We start from the raw sequence: 21,652 nt of genomic DNA, 5'->3' as shown, positions 1-21,652 counted from the left end.
CCTGATCCCGCTCGGCGACGAACTGCACCGTGAGGTGGAACTGATCTCCCGACGGCAACCTGTAGCCCGGGTTGTAGAACCGGTCCACCCCGGCCAGCGCGCGCTGCCTCAGCTCGACGATCTGCTCCCTGCTCACGTCCGACGGCACGGCGAGATACAGGCGGACGGTGAAGTCCTGGACAGCCGCGTCCCCCACCTGAAACCGCCGGCGGTCGTAGCTGATGGTCGAGCGGTAGGCCGCGAGCTCGACACTCTCGTCACCAGATCGGGCCTCGGTGGTCCGGAAGACGTCGACCAAGGGGCCCGTGACGATCGACACCGGCGCATTCCGCCGGCCCGCACGGATCTCGTCCTCTCCAACCGGGTTCACGGGAACGAACCAGTCTGCGGTGGGCGCGGTACCGATCAGCCGAGAGTCGTCGACGTCTGTCGCCGGCACCACCTCGTCCCGGCGGGCCGCGGCCTCCGACCAGGCAACGAGTTCCCGAGACGCCTGCCTCACCTCGTCCAGCGCCTGCTGGTAGTCGTTCTCGGCATCGCCCAACCGGCGTGACAAGGCAGGGTCCTGCGCCAGCACCCAGTTCAGGTGACGAACCGCGGGCATGGGCGGCGGAGTGGCACCGGAGTGCCTGCGCCTCATCAGTTCCATGGCTCGCCGGTCGATCTCCGCGCGAACGGCGCGCATCTCCGCCCTGGCACTGACGACCTCGGCACGTGCGTCCGCGAGTGCGTGCTCGGCCACGACCAAATCCGGGTCCAGCGGGGTCAGCTCCCTGGGGTTCGACCGCGAGGCGACAGGCGGCGTGGAACCCGTGCCGGGCTCATCGACGTTCGTGACGTCCGAAGGTCGATCGGGGAGCGGCATTCGCGTGCTCCTCGCGTCTCCCCCCACCGCCTCGGCAGCGGCTTCCTCCGGGTGACCGGGTTGAGCAGTGGAAACCGGTGGTAGCCGCATGAACCCGTTCGTCGACGGGCCGTCGTCGATCGAGTCGGCCCAGAAGGGATTCGGTTCCTCACCGAGACCCGATTCCTCCCCGAGGTCCAGGTCCGACAGGTCGAACGGAACGTCGAGGCCGTCGTCGGGCCCGTCGTCCTCGAACGTGAAGCCGTCCAGACCGTCCACGAGGTCATCGGCGATCAGGTCACCGTCGAGCAGCGGTTCAGGATCGACGCCATGACCGCGGTAGTTGCTGGACTCGGGCTCGGGCAGCGACCCGAACGCGTTGGCGATCCTCTCGATCTTGAACAGGTTACGAGGCTTGACTGACGCCGAGTCCGATTTGTAGCCGGTCGTCATGATGCCGTCGTCGTCGTGGACAGCGGTCGACCCGGTCTTGGCCCGGAACGCCGAGACCGGGTCCACGTACTCGTCGTCGAGGCCGAGGAGGTGTCCGATCTCGTGGGCGAACGCCGCGTCGTCTTCCTGGAGCCACCAGGTCCCGCAGGTGGACCTGGTGAACTCGTCCCCACCGACGACCTGCACGACGTGGTGCGCCTGATCCCGCTCGGTGACGAACTGCACCGTGAGGTGGAACTGATCTCCCGACGGCAACCTGTAGCCCGGGTTGTAGAACCGGTCCACCCCGGCCAGCGCGCGCTGCCTCAGCTCGACGATCTGCTCCCTGCTCGCGTCCGACGGCACGGCGAGATACAGGCGGACGGTGAAGTCCTGGACAAACGTGTCCCCCACCTGGAACCGCCGGCGGTCGTAACTGACGGTAGCGTGGTAGGAGCCGAGCGGGCCATTTGCGCGGTCCTCCGCCCAGCGCTCCTCCCAGGCTCTGCTCACCCAGCGGTGCTCCGGCGGCAGCTGGTCGAACTCGTACTTGCGCCGCAGATCGTCCTGCTCCGCCTCGGTCAGAGGCGTGGTCCTGGCCTCCAGCTCCCGCTGGTAGGCGTCCGTCGGCACATCCGGCTGGTAGATCTCGTCACCAGGTCGATCCACGGCATCCCGGTAGACGTCGATCGTGGGGCCCGTGACGATCGACACCGGTGCGGTAACCCGGCCCGCACGGATCTCGTCCTCACCGACCGGATTCACGGGAACGAACCAGTCAGCGGTGGGCGCGGAGCTGGTCCACCACGAGTCGTCGGCGAGGACCGTCGCCGGTCGGGTCCGGTTCGAGTGCGATGCCCCCGATCGGGCTACGAGCTCCCGGGATGCATCCTTCACCTCGTCCAGCGCCTGCTGGTACCCGTTCTCGGCATCGACCATCCGTTGCCGCAGGGCAGGGTCCCGCTCCAGGACCCTGCCCCGGTGGACGGTCGTGGGCATGGGGGGCGGAGTCACGCCTTCATGCCGGGACGTCACCAGTTCCTGCGCGCGCCGGTCGATCTCGGCGCGAGCGGCGACCACCTCCGCCCTGGCGGCGGCTGCCTCGGTACGTGCATCCTCCAGCTTTCGCTCTGCAGCGACTACATCGGGGTCGAGCGGCGTCAGCTCCTCGGGGTTCGACTGGACCGGGTCCTGCGCCACCGCGGCCGAGGCGAAAGCCGCGGCAGGCTGGTCGACGGTCGTGGCGACCGGAACGCTGTCGGGAAGCCGCTTCCAGTTCCGCCTCGGGGCCTCACCTGCCTCCCGTGCCGGCCCCGTGTTCGCGGAAGCCGGAACCGGTGCCACGCGCCCGTGGTCGTTGAACGCCCTGATCCGTCGCTCCAGTTCGAGCTTCGCCTTCAACCACCGCGTTCGCGCCGCGTCGGCCTCGCCACGAGCAGCCTGGAGCTCCGCGTTCGCGACGTCACGCGGCTGGTCGAGTCTCGCCACCTCGGCAGCGGCCTCGTCGAAGTACTCCCGGTAAAGGGTGAGCACTCCCTCCGCCCTGACGAGATCCTCCCGTGCCGCGGCCAGGGCGGTGACCAGAGCCGCCTGCTCGCTCTTCACCTCCGCGAGCCAGGCTGCGAGCTCGTCGATGTCGGCTTGTGTCGACGCGTCACGCACGGCGGAATCCAGGTCGACGAGATTCGCGGCCAGCACGCCGAAACGGAACTCGATCTCGTTCTCCGTCTCCGCGAGTTCACGTTGCCTGACCTCGTGCGCCTGCACCGTCTCCCGCGCGGTGTCCCGGCGACTCACCGCACTCGCGACCTCCTCGTCCACGAGCCGCCGCATCTCCTTCGCCTTCGCGTGAGCGGCCGCACCCGCGTTGACCAGGTCGTCGAACGCCCGCTGTGCCTTCTCCGCCTCTCGCTCCCTGTCACGCCACGCCTTGCTCTGCTTCCTCACCTCCTCCTGCGCACTGTGCACTGCGGACGTGACGGGATGTCCGCCCAGCGCCTCCGCGAGATCGATCTGGGCGACCCGGATCTGACCGGAAGCGGCCTGGTGCACGTCGACCACGGCGGTCCTGCCGTCGACGGTGGCGACGATCCGGTACTCGACGTCGTAGGACACGACGCCGGTACGACCGCTGTCGCCCGAGCCCTCCTGCCGGGCGAAGCCGGCGTCGGCCCCGACCCCGTGGGACTGGACGTCCGTGACCTTGGCGTCGAAGTCGCCGAGCCTGACACCGGGATCGCGGACCGGCTCGGACTTGCCGTTGGTGGTGCCCAGCTCACCGTTGATCGCGAACACCGTGCCGACGGTCTCGCCCGCCGCGAACTCGCTCCCGATGCCGGGGATGAGCGCTCGTTGGCTGCTCATGGTGACGTCGTCACTCAGACCCACCAGCCTCGGCCTGAGCAGTCTGGAGTGGACGTGCAGCGTGGCGTGCTTACCGGACAGCAGAGCGGTCTCGTGCAACTCCGGCAGTACGAGGCCGTCGTGGGAGGCGTCGACCAGCATGGTGCGCAGCCTCTCGGACCCCAAGCCTGACAGGGCGGTGTTCGTCAGACCCTTCGCCGGGCCGAGCGCGTCCGTGCTCAGTCCGGCCTCGCGGAGCGCCAGGAGCGCGGCCGACCGCACCTTCCCGGTACCGACGGCGGTCTGCGGGTGAGCGGTCCAGGGCAGCTTGACGCCCTCACCCTTCCACTGCCTGAGCGCCTCGGCGGAGGCCTCGCTCTCGGCACGAAGACGCGTCTCCTCGTGCACGGGCGCGGAGGGAGACTCCGACATCTGGTCGTCCGCCAGCACGCGCATGGTCATCGTCGTGGACCGGGTGACCGCGGTAGTCGTCCCGCCGGGCCGGTGGATCTCCAGCGTCCAGTCGACCGGCACCGAGTACCGGGCCGTCGGGCCGTCCGCGTCGAGGACGTGCACGTCGAGCGCCGTGAACGCGGTCGTGTTCGACACCGTCGTCGACTGTCCGATCTCGGTCGCCGCCGCACCGGTCATGTTGCCGGTGCGCGCCGCGTCCTCCGCGTGCGGGACGAGACCGAAGAGAGCCCGGGTGCTCGTTCCCCACGACTTCGATCGAGACTTGGTCTCCGCGTCGCGGCCGAAGTAAACGAGGATGTTGTTCATCTTGACACCGTCGTTGACGACGTCGTGGAACCGCGGCGTGCCAGGCTTGGCCTTCAACACCACCTGGAACGAGTCACGCCCGAAGATCCGCGGGGCCTGCGCTATCAGCGGGACACCGCCATCCAGCGCACTGTCCATCATCGCCCTGACGGTTTCCTTGTCCACCAGTTCGAGCATGCGTTGCAGGTTGTTCATGGTGTCGTCGAGAACGGCGTCAGGAACCAGGTCGCTGCCGGTTCCTCCGAGCTCGGCACGCAACTCCGACACCATTGGTGTGAGATCGGGCAACTGTTCGTAGACACCGAAACCCAGCGAGCTGGGCTTGCCCGCACGCATCGTCGACGGCGGCGCCAGGGTGCCGCTCGCGGTCTGCTGTCCGCCCTGGACCTCGGGCAGCAGCCCGAGGCCGCGGGCCTGCTCCTCGCTCACCCGCAGGTACACGGCACCCGGCAGCACGACGTGGACGCCCTCACGTCCCTTGGACCAGTTCGTCCCCAGGTTGCGCGCACGGCTTTCCGCGACGATGTCCACGTTCGCGTCGACCTGGATCAGCACGGTACGGCTGTCGCCGGGCAGGTTGCGCTTGCGCTCGCCGAGACCGGTCATCTCCCGGACCTTCGACGCGGTGTCGCGCCACGACAGGACCTTGGCCGAGATCGCGGCGCCACCGCGTCCGATGGTCGGCCGGTCCGACCCGCTCCACGGCGACGCGATCAGCACGGCGCCCACGTTGAAGTCCCAGCCCTTGCTCCTGGACCTCGACGAGCCCGCTCTCGTGCCTCCGACGGACGAGTGCTCCGTCGCCGTGTTGTCCGAAATGGACACCAGCTTCGGGTTGCTCAGCACGAACTTCGTGCCGATCGCACCGAAACGGTCCGCGGTCCGGCGACCATACCTGAGCGCGCGCTCCTGCAGACCTGTGTTCACCGCGTGGTTCAGGTTCGCCTTCAGGTGCTCGGGCGCGAACATCTGGTCCACAGCCCGCCTGGACGCGGATCCCGGCAGAGTGAGCACGTCGTCGCCGCTCGCCGACCTGGTCAGCGCTTCGAGGGCGGCCTGCTCCAGGTGGTCCGCCCCGGTGAAGGCCTCGACGTGCAGCCACTCGGTGACCGCCGTGTGCCCGTCAGGCGCCTCGCGGGGCTTCAGCAGCAGTTCGGTGATCGACGGCGGCTGTTCCACGCGCTCGGGTTCGGTGGGCGCGCCGGGACTGAACACCGACGGATCCTGGGTGAGCACGGAACTGTCCGGGAGGAACAGCTTCACCTCGCCGGTGACCCGGGGCAGAGCGATCGTGTCCGGTTCCTGCGCGGTCTGTGCGACGCCGTCCCGCGGGGCGGTCTGCGCGATCGTCCTGACCTTCGGCGTGTGCCAGCCGGGCAAGCCCGGCCGGAGACGGCGCACCCATGCCCTCGGACGCGAGAACGTCTCGATGGTGACGTCGTACTCGATCTTGCCGGAGAACTGGTGGTTGATCGTGCTGCCCGCGTTCACCAGGAAGTTGACCGTCAGTGGGCCCGACGTGTTCTGGTGCGTCCTCGAGGAGTTGTACTTGATCGACGCGTTGGGCACCACGACGATCTGCGAGTTGTCCGAGGAGAACGGCAGAACCAGCCGTGCCTCAGGACCGACGGAGTACGAGAACTGCCAGTCACTGCTCGCGCTGACCTTCGTCTCGCGCGTGTCCGAACTGCGGACCACGTGGCCGTCGTCTTGGCCGTCGTGCTTGATGTCACGCAGGCTTGCCTTGACGGTGACACGCACGTAGTCGTTGGAGTAGAACCCGTGACGCTTGAACACGATCGGCAGGTTCTTGCCGAACAAACTGTCCATCTGGGACTTCGTGGCGCCCGGAGAGAGGTTCGTGTCGAGCATCCGCTGGTTGGTCATCATCTCGGCGAACCGGACGTAGTCGTCGCCGGAGGCGTTCCTGTCATCAGCCGTGCGGTGCTGCGGATCGAAGCCGGCGAGACCCTTCACGCTGGACAGCGCCGTCGCGATCTGCGCCCTCACCGCGGTGAGGTCGACGTGGTACCAGGGCTTGGTCTGCTCGCGCGGACCCCACGCCGGCAGGAAGTCCTCGAAGCCCTTGATCCTGGACAGGGTGTTCTCGATCTGCTCCTTGACCTTGTCCAGCTGGTCGAACCGGCCGATCTTCGCGTTGCCGGTGGCGAGGTGGTCGGCGAGGTAGGGCGGCAGGAAACGCTGTTTGCCGCCCGCGAACTGCCGCACACCCACACCGTCGTAGTTCTTGGGCACCGCGAAACCCTGCGGCTCGCCTTCCTCCTTCCCAGTCTCCCGCTGGGTGCTCTCCTGCTGGGTGCCCTCTTCCTTCACCTTCACGGGTCGCGCGGCCTCCGCGAGGCTGAGGCGGATGACGGCCTCGACCTCAACCTCGACGGGGGGCTTCCCGCTGGCCGCCGACTGGACGGTCACGACCGCCTTGACCGCGTAGGCGCCCGTACGGCCCTTCACATCGGCACCGATCTCGTGCTTGCCCTGCGCACCGGCCGGTGTGGACTCGCTGTTCGACACACCGATGCCGCCACCCAGCAGCAACGCGACGCCCGCGGCGTCAGCACCGGCGGTGCCACCGATGCTTCCGGAGACGCTGAAGCCCTTCCTCGACACCGGGGTGTTCGTGATCCCCCTGGTGGACGCGTCGTGGAGGGCGAGAGTGGTGTCGTCGTACTGGTCGAGGAGCTTGGCCTCCTTGATCACCGCCTTCATGCGCACGGCGGCGATGTGCTTGCCCTTTTGATCGAGCATGTCGGGCGAAGTGACCCAACTGTCGATCATGCTCGGGAGCTCGGCGCGGATGTTCGCCGCGCTGAGGAACGTCTTCAGCTTGGTACGGCCGGGCGCACCGACCTCGGTGATCGACGGGTGCATCAACCCGGCGACCGCGTCGAACCTGTCCTGCACGGAGGTGACGCACTCGCTGAGAACCGTGGTCAGCTGTGGCGTCACGCCGGCCGGAATCGGCCGCCACGAGGTGTCGGTGCCGTCGAGCAGGGAGTTCTTCTTGTCCGGCACACTCAGCGTCACCTCGTGCGACAAGGAGGCCGTGCCAACCGATTCCTGCCGCGCGGTGCGCACGAGGACCGACCACTTCACCAGCACGTCGACCTGGTGAGCGGTCTCCTTCGGGAACAGGCCGCGGAACGTCTGCACACTCGTCGAGTGCGACTGCGTCACCGCGGGGATCCCCAGCGGAACGCGTACACCGATCGAGCCGACCGGACCGATTCCCGACGTGAACGTGGCGGTCAGGCCGATGTCGCCGCCGGTGGCGACGGTGCTGTGCGCGGAGACCGACTTCGGGTCCAACCCGCTGAGGTCGGCCTTGTGCCTGGTGCTCACCTCGCGCTTGGACTCAGGGGCCTGCGGCACTTCGAGTCTCGCCGCGACCGTCGCCGTGAACCACCGTTCACCGACCTTGAACTGGAACTCGCGACCGTCGCCGAGGAACGACTCGAACTCGCTGTCGGAGTTCACCATCAACTCGATGGCCTCCAAGCCGTCGAACTCGCCCTCGAACGTGTCGTTCAGTGCGGTCCTGACGAGAGCAGCGACGTCCGCACCGACCTTCCGTGCATGGGTCGCCTTGACCAGCCCCAGCGCACGGCTCGCCCTGACGTGCGCTGGAACGTCGACCGGCGTCGACTCGTGCTGGGTCGCGATGGGGACATCGTCGTGGTTCTGACCCGAGTCCAGCGGATCTTCTTCCCGGATGCTAGGCAACGGATTCGCGGCGACCGATGACGCCGTGACGCCGCCACTGCTGCGCGTCTGCGTTAGCACACCGTCACTGGCCGGTCGGGCAGGCCCGGAGCCTGGCATGCTCGGCCGGGTGTCCGCGTCGACCAGGGCGAACGAATCACCCTCGACGCCGATGTGCCCGTCCCGGTGAAGATGGATCTTCCCACCGGCAGCGTAGACGCGGACCGGAGTGCCTGACGCCACCAGCTCACGGCTGACCTCGGTCGCCGCGCCCGCCAGCGCGTCACAGATGAGAAGCACCACGGGTGATCGCGGGTTGGCCCGCATGGCCTCGCGGAAGGAGTCCGTGCGCGCGACCAGCTTCGCGAACGTCTCCGGACTCATCGTGAAGGTGCCGCCGGTCTTCAACTGCACGTTCACGAACCCGCGGCTACCGTGTGCGTCGATGAACAGGAGCCGGGCGCGCTCATCACGCCAGGGGGCCTCCTCCGCCGGCCCCTGCTCCATCGAGAGCCCGCTGTCCACGGTGAACACCTGGGACTGGGTTTCCCCGCTCGCCCGCTCCGCGAACTCGGCCGCGAACGAGGCGTGTTCATCCGCCGTCCCGTTCACGGAGTCGGAGGGGAAGACCGCACCGATCGTCCGCCCATCCTTGCTCAGCGGCGCGACCTTCACGTCGTCGGCCGTGAAGTAGAAGGTCCTGCCGTCGACGTCGACACCGCGAAGCCTGGTACCACCCGCCATGGGCTTCAACGCGGTCGAGAACCAGCCCCTCCTCGTCTGCGACATCGAACGGGGCCGGTCGGCCTGGGCGGTGACAGGGCCGTCGCCCGCCTGCTCGGTGATGGCGACGGCGTCCACCCCGAACATCTGGCTGAAAATGGAGTTGAGCTCGTTGGTCACGTTCCGGCGCAACGAGCTGCCTTGTTCCCCACCCCCGCTCACGACAACGCGAGGATCGGCATCCGTGTTCGCCACGTCCCGGTAGAAGGAAACCAGCGTCGCCTTGTCCTCGACGTTCCCGTTCTCGTCGAAGACCACGACCGCGGGCGACGTGGAGGGATCGAGTTCGGGTCCGCTGTCCTGGAAGAAGCTCGGGATGACCGAGGGTGACGGCACGGGACGGGTCTGCCGCGGGTCGGTGCCCAGCTCGTCCGGTGCCCCGTGCGGGGAGGGGCCGGTCTCGGCGCTGGTGGATTCGTCGACCTCGGCCGGTAGTTCCCAGTCGGGGAGCTGGGTGGTGAGCAGCCACTTTTCGGTGTCCTTGTCGAGATCGAGCTCAGAGGTGCGCACCGAGACCGTGGTCCCGTCCACGACGACACGCACGCCCTTCGTCCGATGCTCGTCGTGCGAGCTGTTGGTGATCAGGAGACGCACGTCGTCCCGTGTGATCCGGGCGCTCGCTTCCACGTCCCACTGGCCCTGAGCCAGGTGGTGGTCGACCCTCACCCGGAACAAGGACTCGACGACGTTCCGGCGGTCGTTTCCGAACGCCGTCCCACCGCCCTCGATCACCACCTCAGGTGCGGCCAGCCCATTCCGGTGCCGGAAGACGATCGCGTCAGCGAGCAGTTCCGCCTGGTGCTCCAATGCCTCCACGACGTCGGCCGACACCTCGGTGGAGCCGTCGTCGAAGTCGTACGTCCTGAACGTCACCGAACCCGGTGCCTGCGGTGCGACCTCCGGCGCCGATTGGAGGCGAACCGGGTAGACGTTCTCCTGTTCCTGCAGTTCGGTCCACTCGAAGACGAAGAGGTCCGCCACGGCCGCAAGCGCTTGTCCGGTGTCGGACGGCAGTGCCATCGTGCGGACCCGGTCGGCACGTGCGGCGTCCGAGGCGATCTCGGACACGGCCGCCCTGAGCACGACATCGGGGTCCTCGTGCCGCTGGGCGAGCGTCGCCGCGACATCCAGAGGCAGCAGACCGTCCTCTTTGTCGATCCCGTTCCGCAACGTGTCGCGGATGTGCAGAGCCAGATCGAGCGTGGCCGTCTCGTCGGTCGAGGTGACCAGATCGACCGGCAGCGGACCGGCTTCGCGCGCACCCGCGTGCTGGAGCCTCACCGCGAGCACAGCGGCCGACCTGTGGCTCTCCGGCTCGAAGTCGATCTCCGACATCGGGATCGGGTCGGGGTAGAAGGTCGCGGCGACGGTCACACCGCGGTTCGTGATCTGCTTCTCCCCGGAGATGTGCAGCCACTGCTCGGCCTCCGCGGACATGCTCGGCAGGTCGGGAGCGAGGTCGGGAAGAGTGACCGTGCGGACCATGTCGCGCCACGTCTGCTCGCGGGCGATGGTGGCCACCGCCGCCTCCAGCACGAGCGGGCCGTCCGGGTGATCGCGCAGCGTCCTGTCCACGATGGCGAAGTCCAGATCACCGCGGGCACGCAGACCCTTGGCCAGGGTTTCCACGACGCCGCCGACCACATCGGCCAGTTCCGCCCGCGACGGTGTGCCGGCCTCGTCCTCCACCCGCCCGTGGAAGTCGGCGGCTTGAGCGATGACCGGAATGCCAGGGCCACCGAGGCTCCTGGCAGTTCTCATCGCGGAGCCGTTCGCCGTCCTCCTGGCTCCTGTGCGAGCTTCCTCGCTCAGTTGCTGTGCGTAGAAGGCGGCGAACCTGTGGCCGCGGGGGACGACGAGGAACGGTGGGGTTTTCGTGACAGGGGATTCGCCCAGCCCGAAGCCCGGCTCGTCGGTCACCGCCTTGACGAAAACGGACATGTCCTTCAGCGCGTACTCGGCAGGCACGACCGCGCCACCGAAGCGCCATGTCAGCTCCGCGCCCAGGAGTGCTCTGGCCAGATCGCGGTGTACGTCGGTGGTGTTGTCCGCCGCAGCGGAGAACAGGTCCTGGTCCACCATCGGCGACTCGGCGTTGAAGACCTCGTCAACGCTGACGACGAGATACCCGTGGGTCCTGGCCTGCTGTTCCATCCGGAGCACGTCGATCATGTCCGGATCACCCGCGCGGGCCGCGCCGAACATCTCGCGCGGCACGTCGGTCACGAGGACCGGAGTCCATCCCTCTCGTCGCGCGGTCCCGGCCGTGATCGCGAGCGACGTCCACACCGAGGCCTCGACCACCGGGCCACCCAGCACGGGGACGTGGACGATCTTCGGCAGATCCCTGCCGTTCGCACTGATCACCGAGCCGGCTCGCGATCGCGGCAGCACGTCGACCGGCGGGGGGCCCAGCAGGTCCAGTGCCTCAAAGAACTCGGTCTGCTGGTCGGGACGCAGCGTGTCCTGGGAGAAGCCCTCGAGGAATCCCGGCGCGGCGACCGGCCTGATCACACCGGCGACGGGCTGAACGTCCTGCATCTCGGCCAAAGCGAGTGCGGTGATCGGGGACCGGGCTTGCTCCTGCGCCAGCCGCAACTGCCTGTGGTACTCCTCCTTCGCCTTCCACCACGCGTCCTTGGCGTCCCGGATCGCGTCGTGATGGGCCTGGAGGTCGGCGTTCGCGTCGTTCGAACGAGCGCCGCCGAGTGCGTTGACGGCCTGGCGCCACTCGAAACTGGCAGTGGTGAGTTCCGCGACGGCCTCGGCGAGCGGCTTCGGCAGCTTGCCCAGCAGCTTCTCGGCCGCGGACTCCCGGATGCGGAGGAGGTAGGCGTTGTCGACGTCGATGCCTGCCACGCCGATCTTCGACGTCGAGTTCGATCGCCTCGCCACAACCTTGAACTCGACGTCCGCGAGCACCCCGCGGGAGTTCAGCACGGGATGAGTGGTGCGGTGGCTAGCTTTGGGATCACGGCTGGAGGTGCTCTCGGTGTGCACCCTGATGTCGACGACCATGTCCGGCCTGAGTGACGGCCCGGGCCTCTCCGCGACCCCGAGGGTCTGGACCGACCCGAAGTCCTGTTTCGGCGCGGTTCCGCCGGGGTGCTCGGTGCCGCCGCTGCCACGCAGGATGACCCCGGAGGAGTACTCGCTGGCTGAGATCTGCGCGAGGTTGTCACTGGCGTTTTCCTTGCGAGAGCTGTCCATCTCCACCCGGCCACTCGCCGACGCGAGCCGAGGTGCGGGCTTGAGGCGCACGTGGATCTCGACCTCGTGCGCACCTCCCACCGAGAACTTGAACAGACCGTCGCGCATGGCCGGCATGCCCGCCTTCACGGTGGCCGGCGTGATGGCGTTGCCCACGGCGTGCGAGATCAACGTGTCGATCTCGACCCCGGCGTTCACGAGCGCCACCTTGGCCGCGGAACGCAGGGTCTTGACCAGACCGAAGTAGTGCTCGACCTCGTAGTCACCGGAGCCGGGCAGGGCGAAGCTGCGCCCCGCTTCGGCGCGCCATCGGGTGAGCTCCTTTGGTTCCCCCTCGGTCGACGGCAACGTGACAACGTCACTCTCGGCACCGAGCGGCTTGACACTGCCGGGCGGAAGAAGGGTCTCCTCCGGCATCGTGAGAACCTTGACCGGCCGCGTGACGACGATCTTCGCTAGTGGACCGCGCGTGGTGTCTTCCTGCGTGCGGGCATCGAAACCGAGTTTCCGCTCGATCCGTGCCGTCAGTTCGACGGTGCCGTGGTGGACACCCACAGGACCGCGGATCGCCCCATAGGATTCGGCGGTCGTCGAGTAGGCGTACGACTCGGTATGAGTCCGCGCCATGGCGACGTACCCGACCTGTGCGCCCACGCCGAGGTTGCCGGAGGTCTGCGCGGTGCTCGATGAACCGGGATCCTGACCGGCGGGAGCTCCAGCTTCCTTGAAGATCCCGTGGCCGCGTGCGGTGGCGGCCATGTCGAGAACCTTCTGACCGAAGATCTCCTCCTCGGTCGCGTCCACCGAGACGGTGGTGCGGGCCGCGACCTTCTGGAAGATCTCGATCTCGCCGCCCGAAGGCGGCGAGATCCACCTGCCTTCGACGGTCAACACGTAGGTCTTGCCGGAAACGCGGGAGGTCTCGGTTCGCAGCAGTTCGCTCGCGCCACCGTTCATCACCAAAGCGAATGACTTGTCCACATTGGACAGAAGGTCCTCGGCCAAACGTGCGTTGTTCTGCGGATTGCCGAACGGGTGACTGGGCAGCAGCCGCTGGACCTCCTTTGCATCCAGCTCGGCATTCCCGGCGATCTGCTGACGCAGTTCCTTGAGCATCTCGCTGATGTCGATGTGTCCCTGCACACCGCCGATGCCGATCGACGTGACGCCGGCCAGCGCCAACGACTCCGGCGTGGGCAGGATCTCCCTTGCGGGTGTCGGCGTGTTCTCGGCCGCGATCACGTCCGTGCTGCCCGGGCCGGCTGCCGTGCGCTGCCGGTCCAGTCGTTCGAGCTCCGCCAGTTGTTCCTCGGTCACCCAGGCGAACACCATGTCGTTCAACACGAACTTCGTGCCCACGGAGTTGGGCGGACGCCTCGTCACGACCTCCGCGAAGTCGATGTTGCCGCGAACCTGCGTCTCCGCGACCACGGTCGCCTCGACATCGAACGACACGAGGATCCGGCTGCTGGGCAGCGTGCTGATGTGCTTCTTCTCGATGCCCTGGATCCGGCGCGCACGCGCACGGCCGAACCGCGCGGACCAGGGCGAGAACCGGAACAGGAACAGGCCCTCGGCAGCACCCGTCCCGCCGCCCGCGATCCCCTTGGAGTCGCCGCTCGCCACCGGCACGTTGGTCAGGTCGAAGTCCACTGTTGTCTGCGCGCCGTTGGACACCTCGACCGCGGTGCCGCCGAACACCGTGTGCTTGGTCCGCTGGTACTCCTTCGGATCATGCCGCTTCGGGTTGACGGGCTTCAGCACGACGCCGACCCTGCCCAGCACGTCGGCGCGGCTGCGTTCGTGACTGAGGCCCTCGACCACGTGCACCTTGCCGAAGAGCCGGGGGTTCTCGTAGAGCTTCTCCGGCGAGAGCTCTTCCTCGAGCAGTTCCGCGTTGGCCCCGGACCTCTCGCTGAGTGCCGGGTCGCCGGATGATGCGGCGAGCATCTGGTAGGCCATGTCGATGATCTGCCCGGTGCCGGCGACGGACAGCACGTCCGCCCCCTCGATCAGCTGGCTTCCCCTGTCGAGATCGTCGATCATCAAGCCGTTCAACTGCTGGACAGCGGTCGACTTGATCGCGATCTGGTCAGGGCGCCGGCCCGTCGTGGCCAGGTGATCGGGAAGCAACAGCTCCACCGGAACGGTTTGACCGCTCCTGTCCCCCGTCGACCGGTCGAGCTCACCGGCGAGCGGCACCTCGCGCACGTCCAGTCCGTGCCTGCCGAATCTGCCGAAGGGGAACTTGCGCAGCATCTTGTTCGCGCGCGTGTAGGAGTCGACCTGCGGTTCGAGCTTCAGCTCCGCCCGGAAGTGGCGCAACGGGGTCTCCCCGAGGGCGCCCGAACTGGCGAGACGGGTGCCGCCGTGCTTCTGCTCGGCCACCATGCCGGCATCGATGGCGAAGGAGGCCGCTGACGACCACCTCCGCCCCAGCCTCAACGTCGCGATGAACACGTTGGCACCGCGGCTGAGCCCCGCGGTGATTCTGCCCTGGATCCCGACGCCCACGCCGCTGGACTGCGCCGTGTCCACGACATTGGTCTGTTGCTCCTTGACCCGGGTCTCCGTGGTGGAGTCCGTCACGTCGATCTGGAGGTCACCGTCGGCGAGGCTCACCATCTTCGCCTTGATCCGGACCGTCACGACCGTGTCGGTGAACGGGCCCTGCTTCACCAGCGGGATCACCAGCCCGTCGCCCAGCATGCGGTTGATCATCTGCGCCAGCTGCTTGTCCGACATCCGCGACTTGGCCGTGCGCTGACGACGGATGATGTCGTTGACCATCGGCTTGAGCCCGGCCGCCAGTACGGGATCGTTGAAGTGCCTCACGAACTTCGACGAGCTGAAGTGGTACCAGTGGTGATTCGGCACGTCACGAAGGGCTTCCGCGATCGCCGAGTAGATGCGATCCCCTCCCCGGAAGGTATGGACCTTGGCGCCCATAAGGGAGAGTCCGGACTCCAGGTGTGCGGGTGCGAAGTGCGTGCGGGCGTCACCCGTGCGGTACAAGGGCTTGTGGTCATCGGGCCCGGTCGAGTCGACGATGCCGGAGGCCAACGCCCGCTCACGTGTCGCGAGCTGGATTCCGACGACATCGCCCTCGAGGAACACCGGGGGCTGGCCGATCACGCGGACCTGCAGCTGGTAGACCGTCCTGTAGCGGACGAACCTGCCGCCGTAGTCGTGCTCGAACCGGATACCTGTCACGGTCTTGAACCTGTTGCCCCAGGAACGGCTGTGGCTGAAGTCGAACAGGCCGCCGAGCGTGACCGCGAACTTACCCGCGTCGAAGATCGCGCCGGCGAGCACGCTCATCGCGCCGCGCCGCGTGCTTCTCCACGTGTCGGTGACGGTGGTCTTCCTGTTGTCCCAGTCGAGCAGCACCAACTTGTGCTTCTTCTCCGGTGTGTCCCTGATCTCCTCGATGATCTCGACCTGTCGTGCCACGGCCCGCATCTCGATCGAGGAGCCGTGCTGGAGGAGGTCGCGCGGGTTCGCTGACGGAGCCGGAACGAGCGGATCAGACCGCCGCCAGCCCGAGTCCGGGCTGCCGATCGGATCGGCCGTGACCATGCCCACCAGTTCGGCCTTGATGTTGGTCCGGTGCAGGAACTCCTGCAGAACATCGCGCCCAGGCGCACCGACGGCGGTGAGCTCCTTCGGCAGCATCTTGGCGACCTGGTCGAAGAGCGACGAGCCTTCCGGCGCGTCGATCAGCAACTCCTCGAGTCCGAAGTCCTTCGGCGGAGCCGTGGTGATCGGCTTCAGGCCCTCCCCGCCGTTGGAGCGCGGCGCCTTCGGGTGCCCCAGTCTGAAGCTGCCCCGAAGCCCTGGGTGCGCGGAGTGGTCGGTTTTGCCTACCAGCTGCTCGTTCGCGTCCAGCAGGACAAACTCGTAGTTCACGTGCACCTCGGTGACGCGCGGCTCCAGATCGACCTGCAACGACACGCGTTTGTGCTCCACTGAGCCATCGCGCCGCATCGACAGGACCGGGGTCGTGGTGCCGGACCCCGCAACCGTGACGAGCAACGGCGGTGTCGCCGTGGCGGTGGCCGCGAACGAGACCGACGGGTCGGTCGAAGAGCCGGAACCGAACTGCCGGAAGCGCCGGTACAGGGTCTCCGGTGGGTTGGTCCAACGAGGGAGGCCAGGCATCTCCCTGCTGGCCCGCCAGTCCAGCTTCGCCCTCACGACAAGCGCGTACGGCCTTCCGTCGACCTCGACGGTGAACTCACGACCGTCACCGAGCAAACTGGGCACCGAGTTCTTCATCGCCCGCTCGACGTGGTGCAAGCCCTTGATCTTCTGCCTGCGCCGGCCGTGCGGACGCGTGTCCGGGCGGGCCTTTCCGTCGACCGACTTCTTCACGAGCACGCGCGGCGGCCGTGGCAGCAGCGCACGGAACGCGCGCTCCGCGCCGACGCCCTGCACCTGCGTGTGCTGCACGCCCTCCCCGAAACCCTCGCCGTTGACGAGGTAGTCGGGCATGCCCTCGAGAACCCCGGCGGGCAGTCCGCTAGGCGCCGGTCGGAACGTGCTCTCGGCGTCAGGAGAATCCTCGTCCTCCTCGACGATCGGCTGCAGGCCGCCGGGTGTGCGGGGAACGCTCGCCGGCTCTGCAAGACCGAGGTCCTCGAGACCCTGGTCGTTCACGACGATGTCGACCGGCTCGTCCGGTGTGCCGGCCAGCGATCCGGACCAGACCTCGTCGACCGACCTCTCCCGGTAGGTCAACGCAACCTGCCATTTCGGCGTCGCCCGCACGTGGTGGTTCACGCCGTCACGGGTTTCCTCCGATCCGGACAGTCGCCGGTCCTGCAGGTCGAGTTTGATCACGACCTCGGTCAGCGGACCGGAGGGAAGGGAGATGACATATCCCTTCTCCGACATCGCCTCGCTGAGGTGGCCCCACAACGCGTCCGGAGTGGTGGCGTCGAGGATCTCCGCCCTGACCCTGGGAGGGAGGTGCGGACGCGAAACGGTCCGGCGAGGAGGAACGGCGGGGAAGAACACCTGGTTCAGCGTCCTGTTGAGTTCCACCGCCGGGGCGGGCTGGGGCGTCAGCACGGCTCCGGGGGACAGACCGATCTTCCCGGCGCGCGACTGATCCCCGCGGAGGGATCCGCGCTTCTCCCGAACCGGATCACCGTCGACCGGCTTGAGCGCGGGCAACGCCTCCGTTGCCACGATCGTAGAGACGACCGCGTCCGGCATGACCACCGTGCGGTTGAACTCGCCCGGGGCGACGTCCATGGTGATGCGCAAGTCGTGTGTGAAGCGGACGTTCTCCTGCGTCGGCACCTGAACGTCCGGCACGGTGTTGAGCGCGTTCGGTGTCACGTCCGGATCGATGTCGGCTCCGAGGGAGAGGACATCGGAAGACCCTGGCGCCGTGGTCGGCAGTCCGGGTCCGGCCTGCACGAAGCGGCCGGGGCCCAGGGTGGCTCGCACGACGACGTCCTGCGCCACCTGTCCCAGCGGGGTGTCGACCAGGACGCTCACCGGCAGGCCACCGTTGAGCATCTCCCTCAGCAGAGGGCTGACCGCTTGGCGCCCTTCCGGGCCGAACAGCTCCCTGATGGCCCGCTTGTTGAACTCCGTCGTGTCCACCTTCGCCGGACCCGGCCGGCGGGTCAGCACGCGAAGCATCCTGCCGAAGGCCGACTTCACCCTGTCCCGCAACGACTTGCGGGCGTGCAGCGTCCTCTTCCGGTCGTTGACCGCGGTCGTGACCGCGTCGATGACCCTCTCCGTCGTGGCGGACTCGTCGTGGAAGAACACGGTCCCGCGGTTCTGCCCGATGTCGTGCGGCGCCCGGTACTGCTGTGCCTCACTGTCGTGAGTGGAGGACTCGTCCACGTCGAACGCGAACGGACCATCCAGATCCACCGGCGAAGAACTCAGCTCGACGCTCTCTCCGGGCCTGTCCACCGTGTCGATCCCGAATGTCGACTGTTCAGCGGCCAAGCCGGGATCATCGCCGGGAATCGGCCCGTGCTCATCGAAGTCGTTCAGGCTGTCCAGCTCCGCCGGACTGTCCGCGAGGTCATCGGCCGCGGCGGCACGATCCGTCGCTTCGAATCGTGACGTGTCCAGACCGACGGTGACGTCCGGCTCTTCGTAGCGCTGATCGTCGTCTCCGTACTCGCTGCCGAGATCGGTGAAGTGGTCAGCGAACTCGCCATCGTCCACGAACTGGTCCGTGTCCTCGTCGAAGCCCGCAGAGGTCGAACCGGCCCGGTCGAACTCGGGCGACGGCGCCAGGCTTCGGGACGGCTGCTGCCACTGTGCGCCCCAGTCGAGCCCGTCATCCGACTCGACGCCGTTCACCGGACTCGTTGCGCCGCCATGGCTCGGCTCGAAGCCGCGCACGCCGATCTGGGGCTCAAGTCCGGTCTCCTGTGCTGGTTCCGGCGTGGAATCCGCCGCCACCGGTGCGTCGACCTCGATGCCGACGCCTGCGCGCGCCTTGCCCTTGCCGGACGCCTGCCGCTGGTCGGGCAGCAAGCTCTCGCGCCCGCGCAGGAAGGCGGCGGTCTCGCTCGCATCAGGTGCCGCGGGCATGCGGTCCCGCATCAACGCGCGGCCGTGGTCACCCGAAAACACCTCTGTGAGAGGTGTGCCCATGGTGATCACGAGTTCGTCGATCCCCACGATCGGTCCGCCGACCCGAGCCGTGCGGCTGTCGATCAGCACCACCGGCGTCTCGCCGGCAGGGGACACCGTCGTCGTGACGACCACACCGACCGGGAACTCCGGATCGCTCGGGTCGTATCCCGCGACGAACCGGATGTCCTCCCCGCCGTCGCCCCGTTGTCTCGTGGCCTCGTTCTTGGCAGCGCCGAGGTCCGCCGTGAACGGGATGAAGCTCGTGTCGTGCGAGGCGACATCCGGTTCGGGATTCCCGTCGAGCGGCGAAACCACGTTGTGGCGCACGTCGTGCCAGCTCGAGTGCCAGGCCGGCACACCCCTGTGCAACGTCAGGCCGCCGGTGAGGAACTGCCGCACCTGATCGGCCAGCGCCCGCCTCTCCTCGGTGCCGCGGTTCAGAACCGCGTCGACTCCGACGTACAGGTTCAGCTCGCCCAGACGGTAGACGTCGCCGACCCGCACCCCTCGCAACTGAACGTCGCCCAGGTCCACCACCACCGTGCTGTGGGAAGACTCACCCACCTTGCCCTCGACGCGCGTCACCGTCACGAAGTCGGCGACACCACCGACCTCGCGGGCGATCGTCCCCGACACGAACGCCTCCGCCAACTGCCGCCCGGCCCCCTGGGAGTCCTTGGACAGGGTCACCTGCTGCGCGGACAGATCAGCGAGCGTGCGGGAGAGATCGTCGGCGTTGACTTCGCCACCGGGCCAGCCCCATCGCCGGAGCTCCGAGTTCACCTTGCCGAGCAGGCCGTCGTGGGGGTTCGCCTCCTTGCCCGAAAACTTGTCGTCCACATCGGACTCGACGGCGGTGTCCGAGTCCGGGTCGTAGCCGAGGTCCATTGTGGACCGGTCGACGGTCGGCGCTGCGATGGCGGTGTCGGGCGCGATCGACGGCCCCGGGGTCTCGATGGAGACCGGCGCGGTGGCCGCGTCCTTGACGTCGGTCTTCGCCGTGTCTGACGACGGCGTGGTGTTCGACGCAGCCGCGTTCTGACCAGTCACGTTCTGACCAGTCACGCCCGGTACAGCCGCGTTTGGAGTCACCACACCCAGAACGCTCCCCTGCGACGCGGTCACCGGACCCTCCGACGCCAGCGGCAACGGCTCGCCCACCGACGAAACCGTGGCGTCCGGCAGCCGCGTGTCGGCCGAGGCAACCACCGACACCGACACCGGGGCCCCAGGCAACGCCGTGTCGGACAGCACACCCGTAGAAGCCGCATGCCCCTGGTCCTGCTTGCCCGGCGAGTTCGGCGTGGCCCCTGCCGCCGAAGCCTGCGACGCGGAAGCGTTCGCCGCCGGAACCGAACCCGGCCCGACCCCGCCAGCCGAAGCAGCCGAGACCGGCGAAGAAACGGACACACCGTGCTGCGGCCCCGGCACGCTCGTCACGACAGGCGGCGGCGCCGATCCCACGAGCGCGGCGTCCGTGCCGTCCGCGGCCGTAGACGGCCGCGTCCCAGACATCCCAACAGACGAAGAAGCAGAAGAAGCACTCGCCGTGTCCCCCTGCGCGGCGGCCACACCCCGCGGGCCTGCCGACGACACCCCGCCGCCCGACACCCCAGGCGCCATACCGCCCGCACCCACAGCCCCGGCAACCGCAGGTCCGGCCGTCTCGGTGTAGGCCGGCGACGGTACGCCCAGCCCGCCATCCCCCGCCGTATACGCAGGCAACCACTCACCGAACTCCCCGGCATCGTACCCAGGCTCGCCGTCATACCCAGACTTGCCGTCATACCCAGACTTGCCGTCATACCCAGACTTGCCGTCATACCCAGACTTGCCGTCATACCCAGACTTGCCGTCATACCCAGGCAGAGCACCATCCGAGCCCGGTGACGCGCCCCCGGTGACAGCATCCGCACCCGACGAAGAACCACCGTCACGGACATTGATCGCACCTGGACGATCACGACCGCCCGGCGTCTCCGGAGGATGCAACCAGTTCCTGAGCGCGGCCATGCCGCCACCGGTCACGACACCGTTGACCATCCCCTTCCAGATGTCACCGGGATCGCCACCGTCAGGAATCGTGATCGCGCCGACGAACAACTCGGTCGCGCCCTCGATACCACCCGCGGTCAGTGCGCTTCCAGACCAGCGGGGCTTGTAGAGGGCGATGCCACCACCGAGCAGACCCGCGAACGCACCCGCCGCGGCGCCGTACTTGAACGAGTCGAGCGTGTTCTGCCAGTCCCAGGCCTTGTCGCTCTCGATGTTCTGCCAGACCTGGACGATCCCGTCCTGGACGACCTCTTCGAAACCCTCGTCCAGCGCCTGCTTGGCCATCTGGTAAACGATGGAGGAGGTGTTGCTGACGACCGTCGGCACAGCGATGTCGTCGAGGTTGCGACCGATGAGCTTGGCAGCGGCGGACATGATCGCATCGCCCGCCTCCTTCATCCACTTCCGCAGAACTCGCAGGATGCCCGAAACGACTTCCTGCATGCTCGCGATGAATCCCGGAACCGCCGGAGCACTGAAGGGGTTGTACAACAGCAGAAAAAGCTCGATCGCCGTGTAGATCAGCATCAGGATGATCGAGATCTTCGCTCCCTGGACGTTCAGCGAGAAATCCCTCGCCATCACCGCCAGGTCACGGGCACCCTGCGCGTACGTCGCAGGCTGCTGCGCCAGCTTCTCCCCATAACGCCAGAACGCACGACCCACCGTGGAGTCGACATGGCCCATCACGTCCTGCAACGCCAATGCGAGATTGCCGACCGAACCATCGAGATCATCCGCGATCTCGAGCAAGGCCTCGTAGATGTTCCAGGCATCACCTTCCATGCCGGGCGGCCAGTCACTGCCCGCAAGGATGATGAATATCCAGTTGAGGTCAGGGGGAACGGTCATGTTGCCGTAAACAGCCAC

The 21,652-nt window shown here is 67.7% G+C and carries 1 protein-coding gene (cut by a window edge); it reads right to left on the bottom strand.

Annotated elements, in window-relative coordinates:
• On the bottom strand, nucleotides 1–21,652 hold the 5' portion of the coding sequence (locus ACH413_RS33415; RefSeq protein ID WP_360047703.1) for a hypothetical protein. Its footprint begins 15,209 nt before the window's first position; 21,652 of the gene's 36,861 nt are visible here — the first part of the coding sequence; the start codon lies at nucleotides 21,650–21,652; the stop codon falls past the left edge of the window.

It is taken from the genome of Lentzea sp. NPDC020367, from assembly GCF_044387305.1.
Classification (GTDB): Bacteria; Actinomycetota; Actinomycetes; order Mycobacteriales; family Pseudonocardiaceae; genus Lentzea.
Note: the sequence above shows the minus strand (reverse complement) of the source record. Positions and strands in the feature narration are given on the sequence as shown.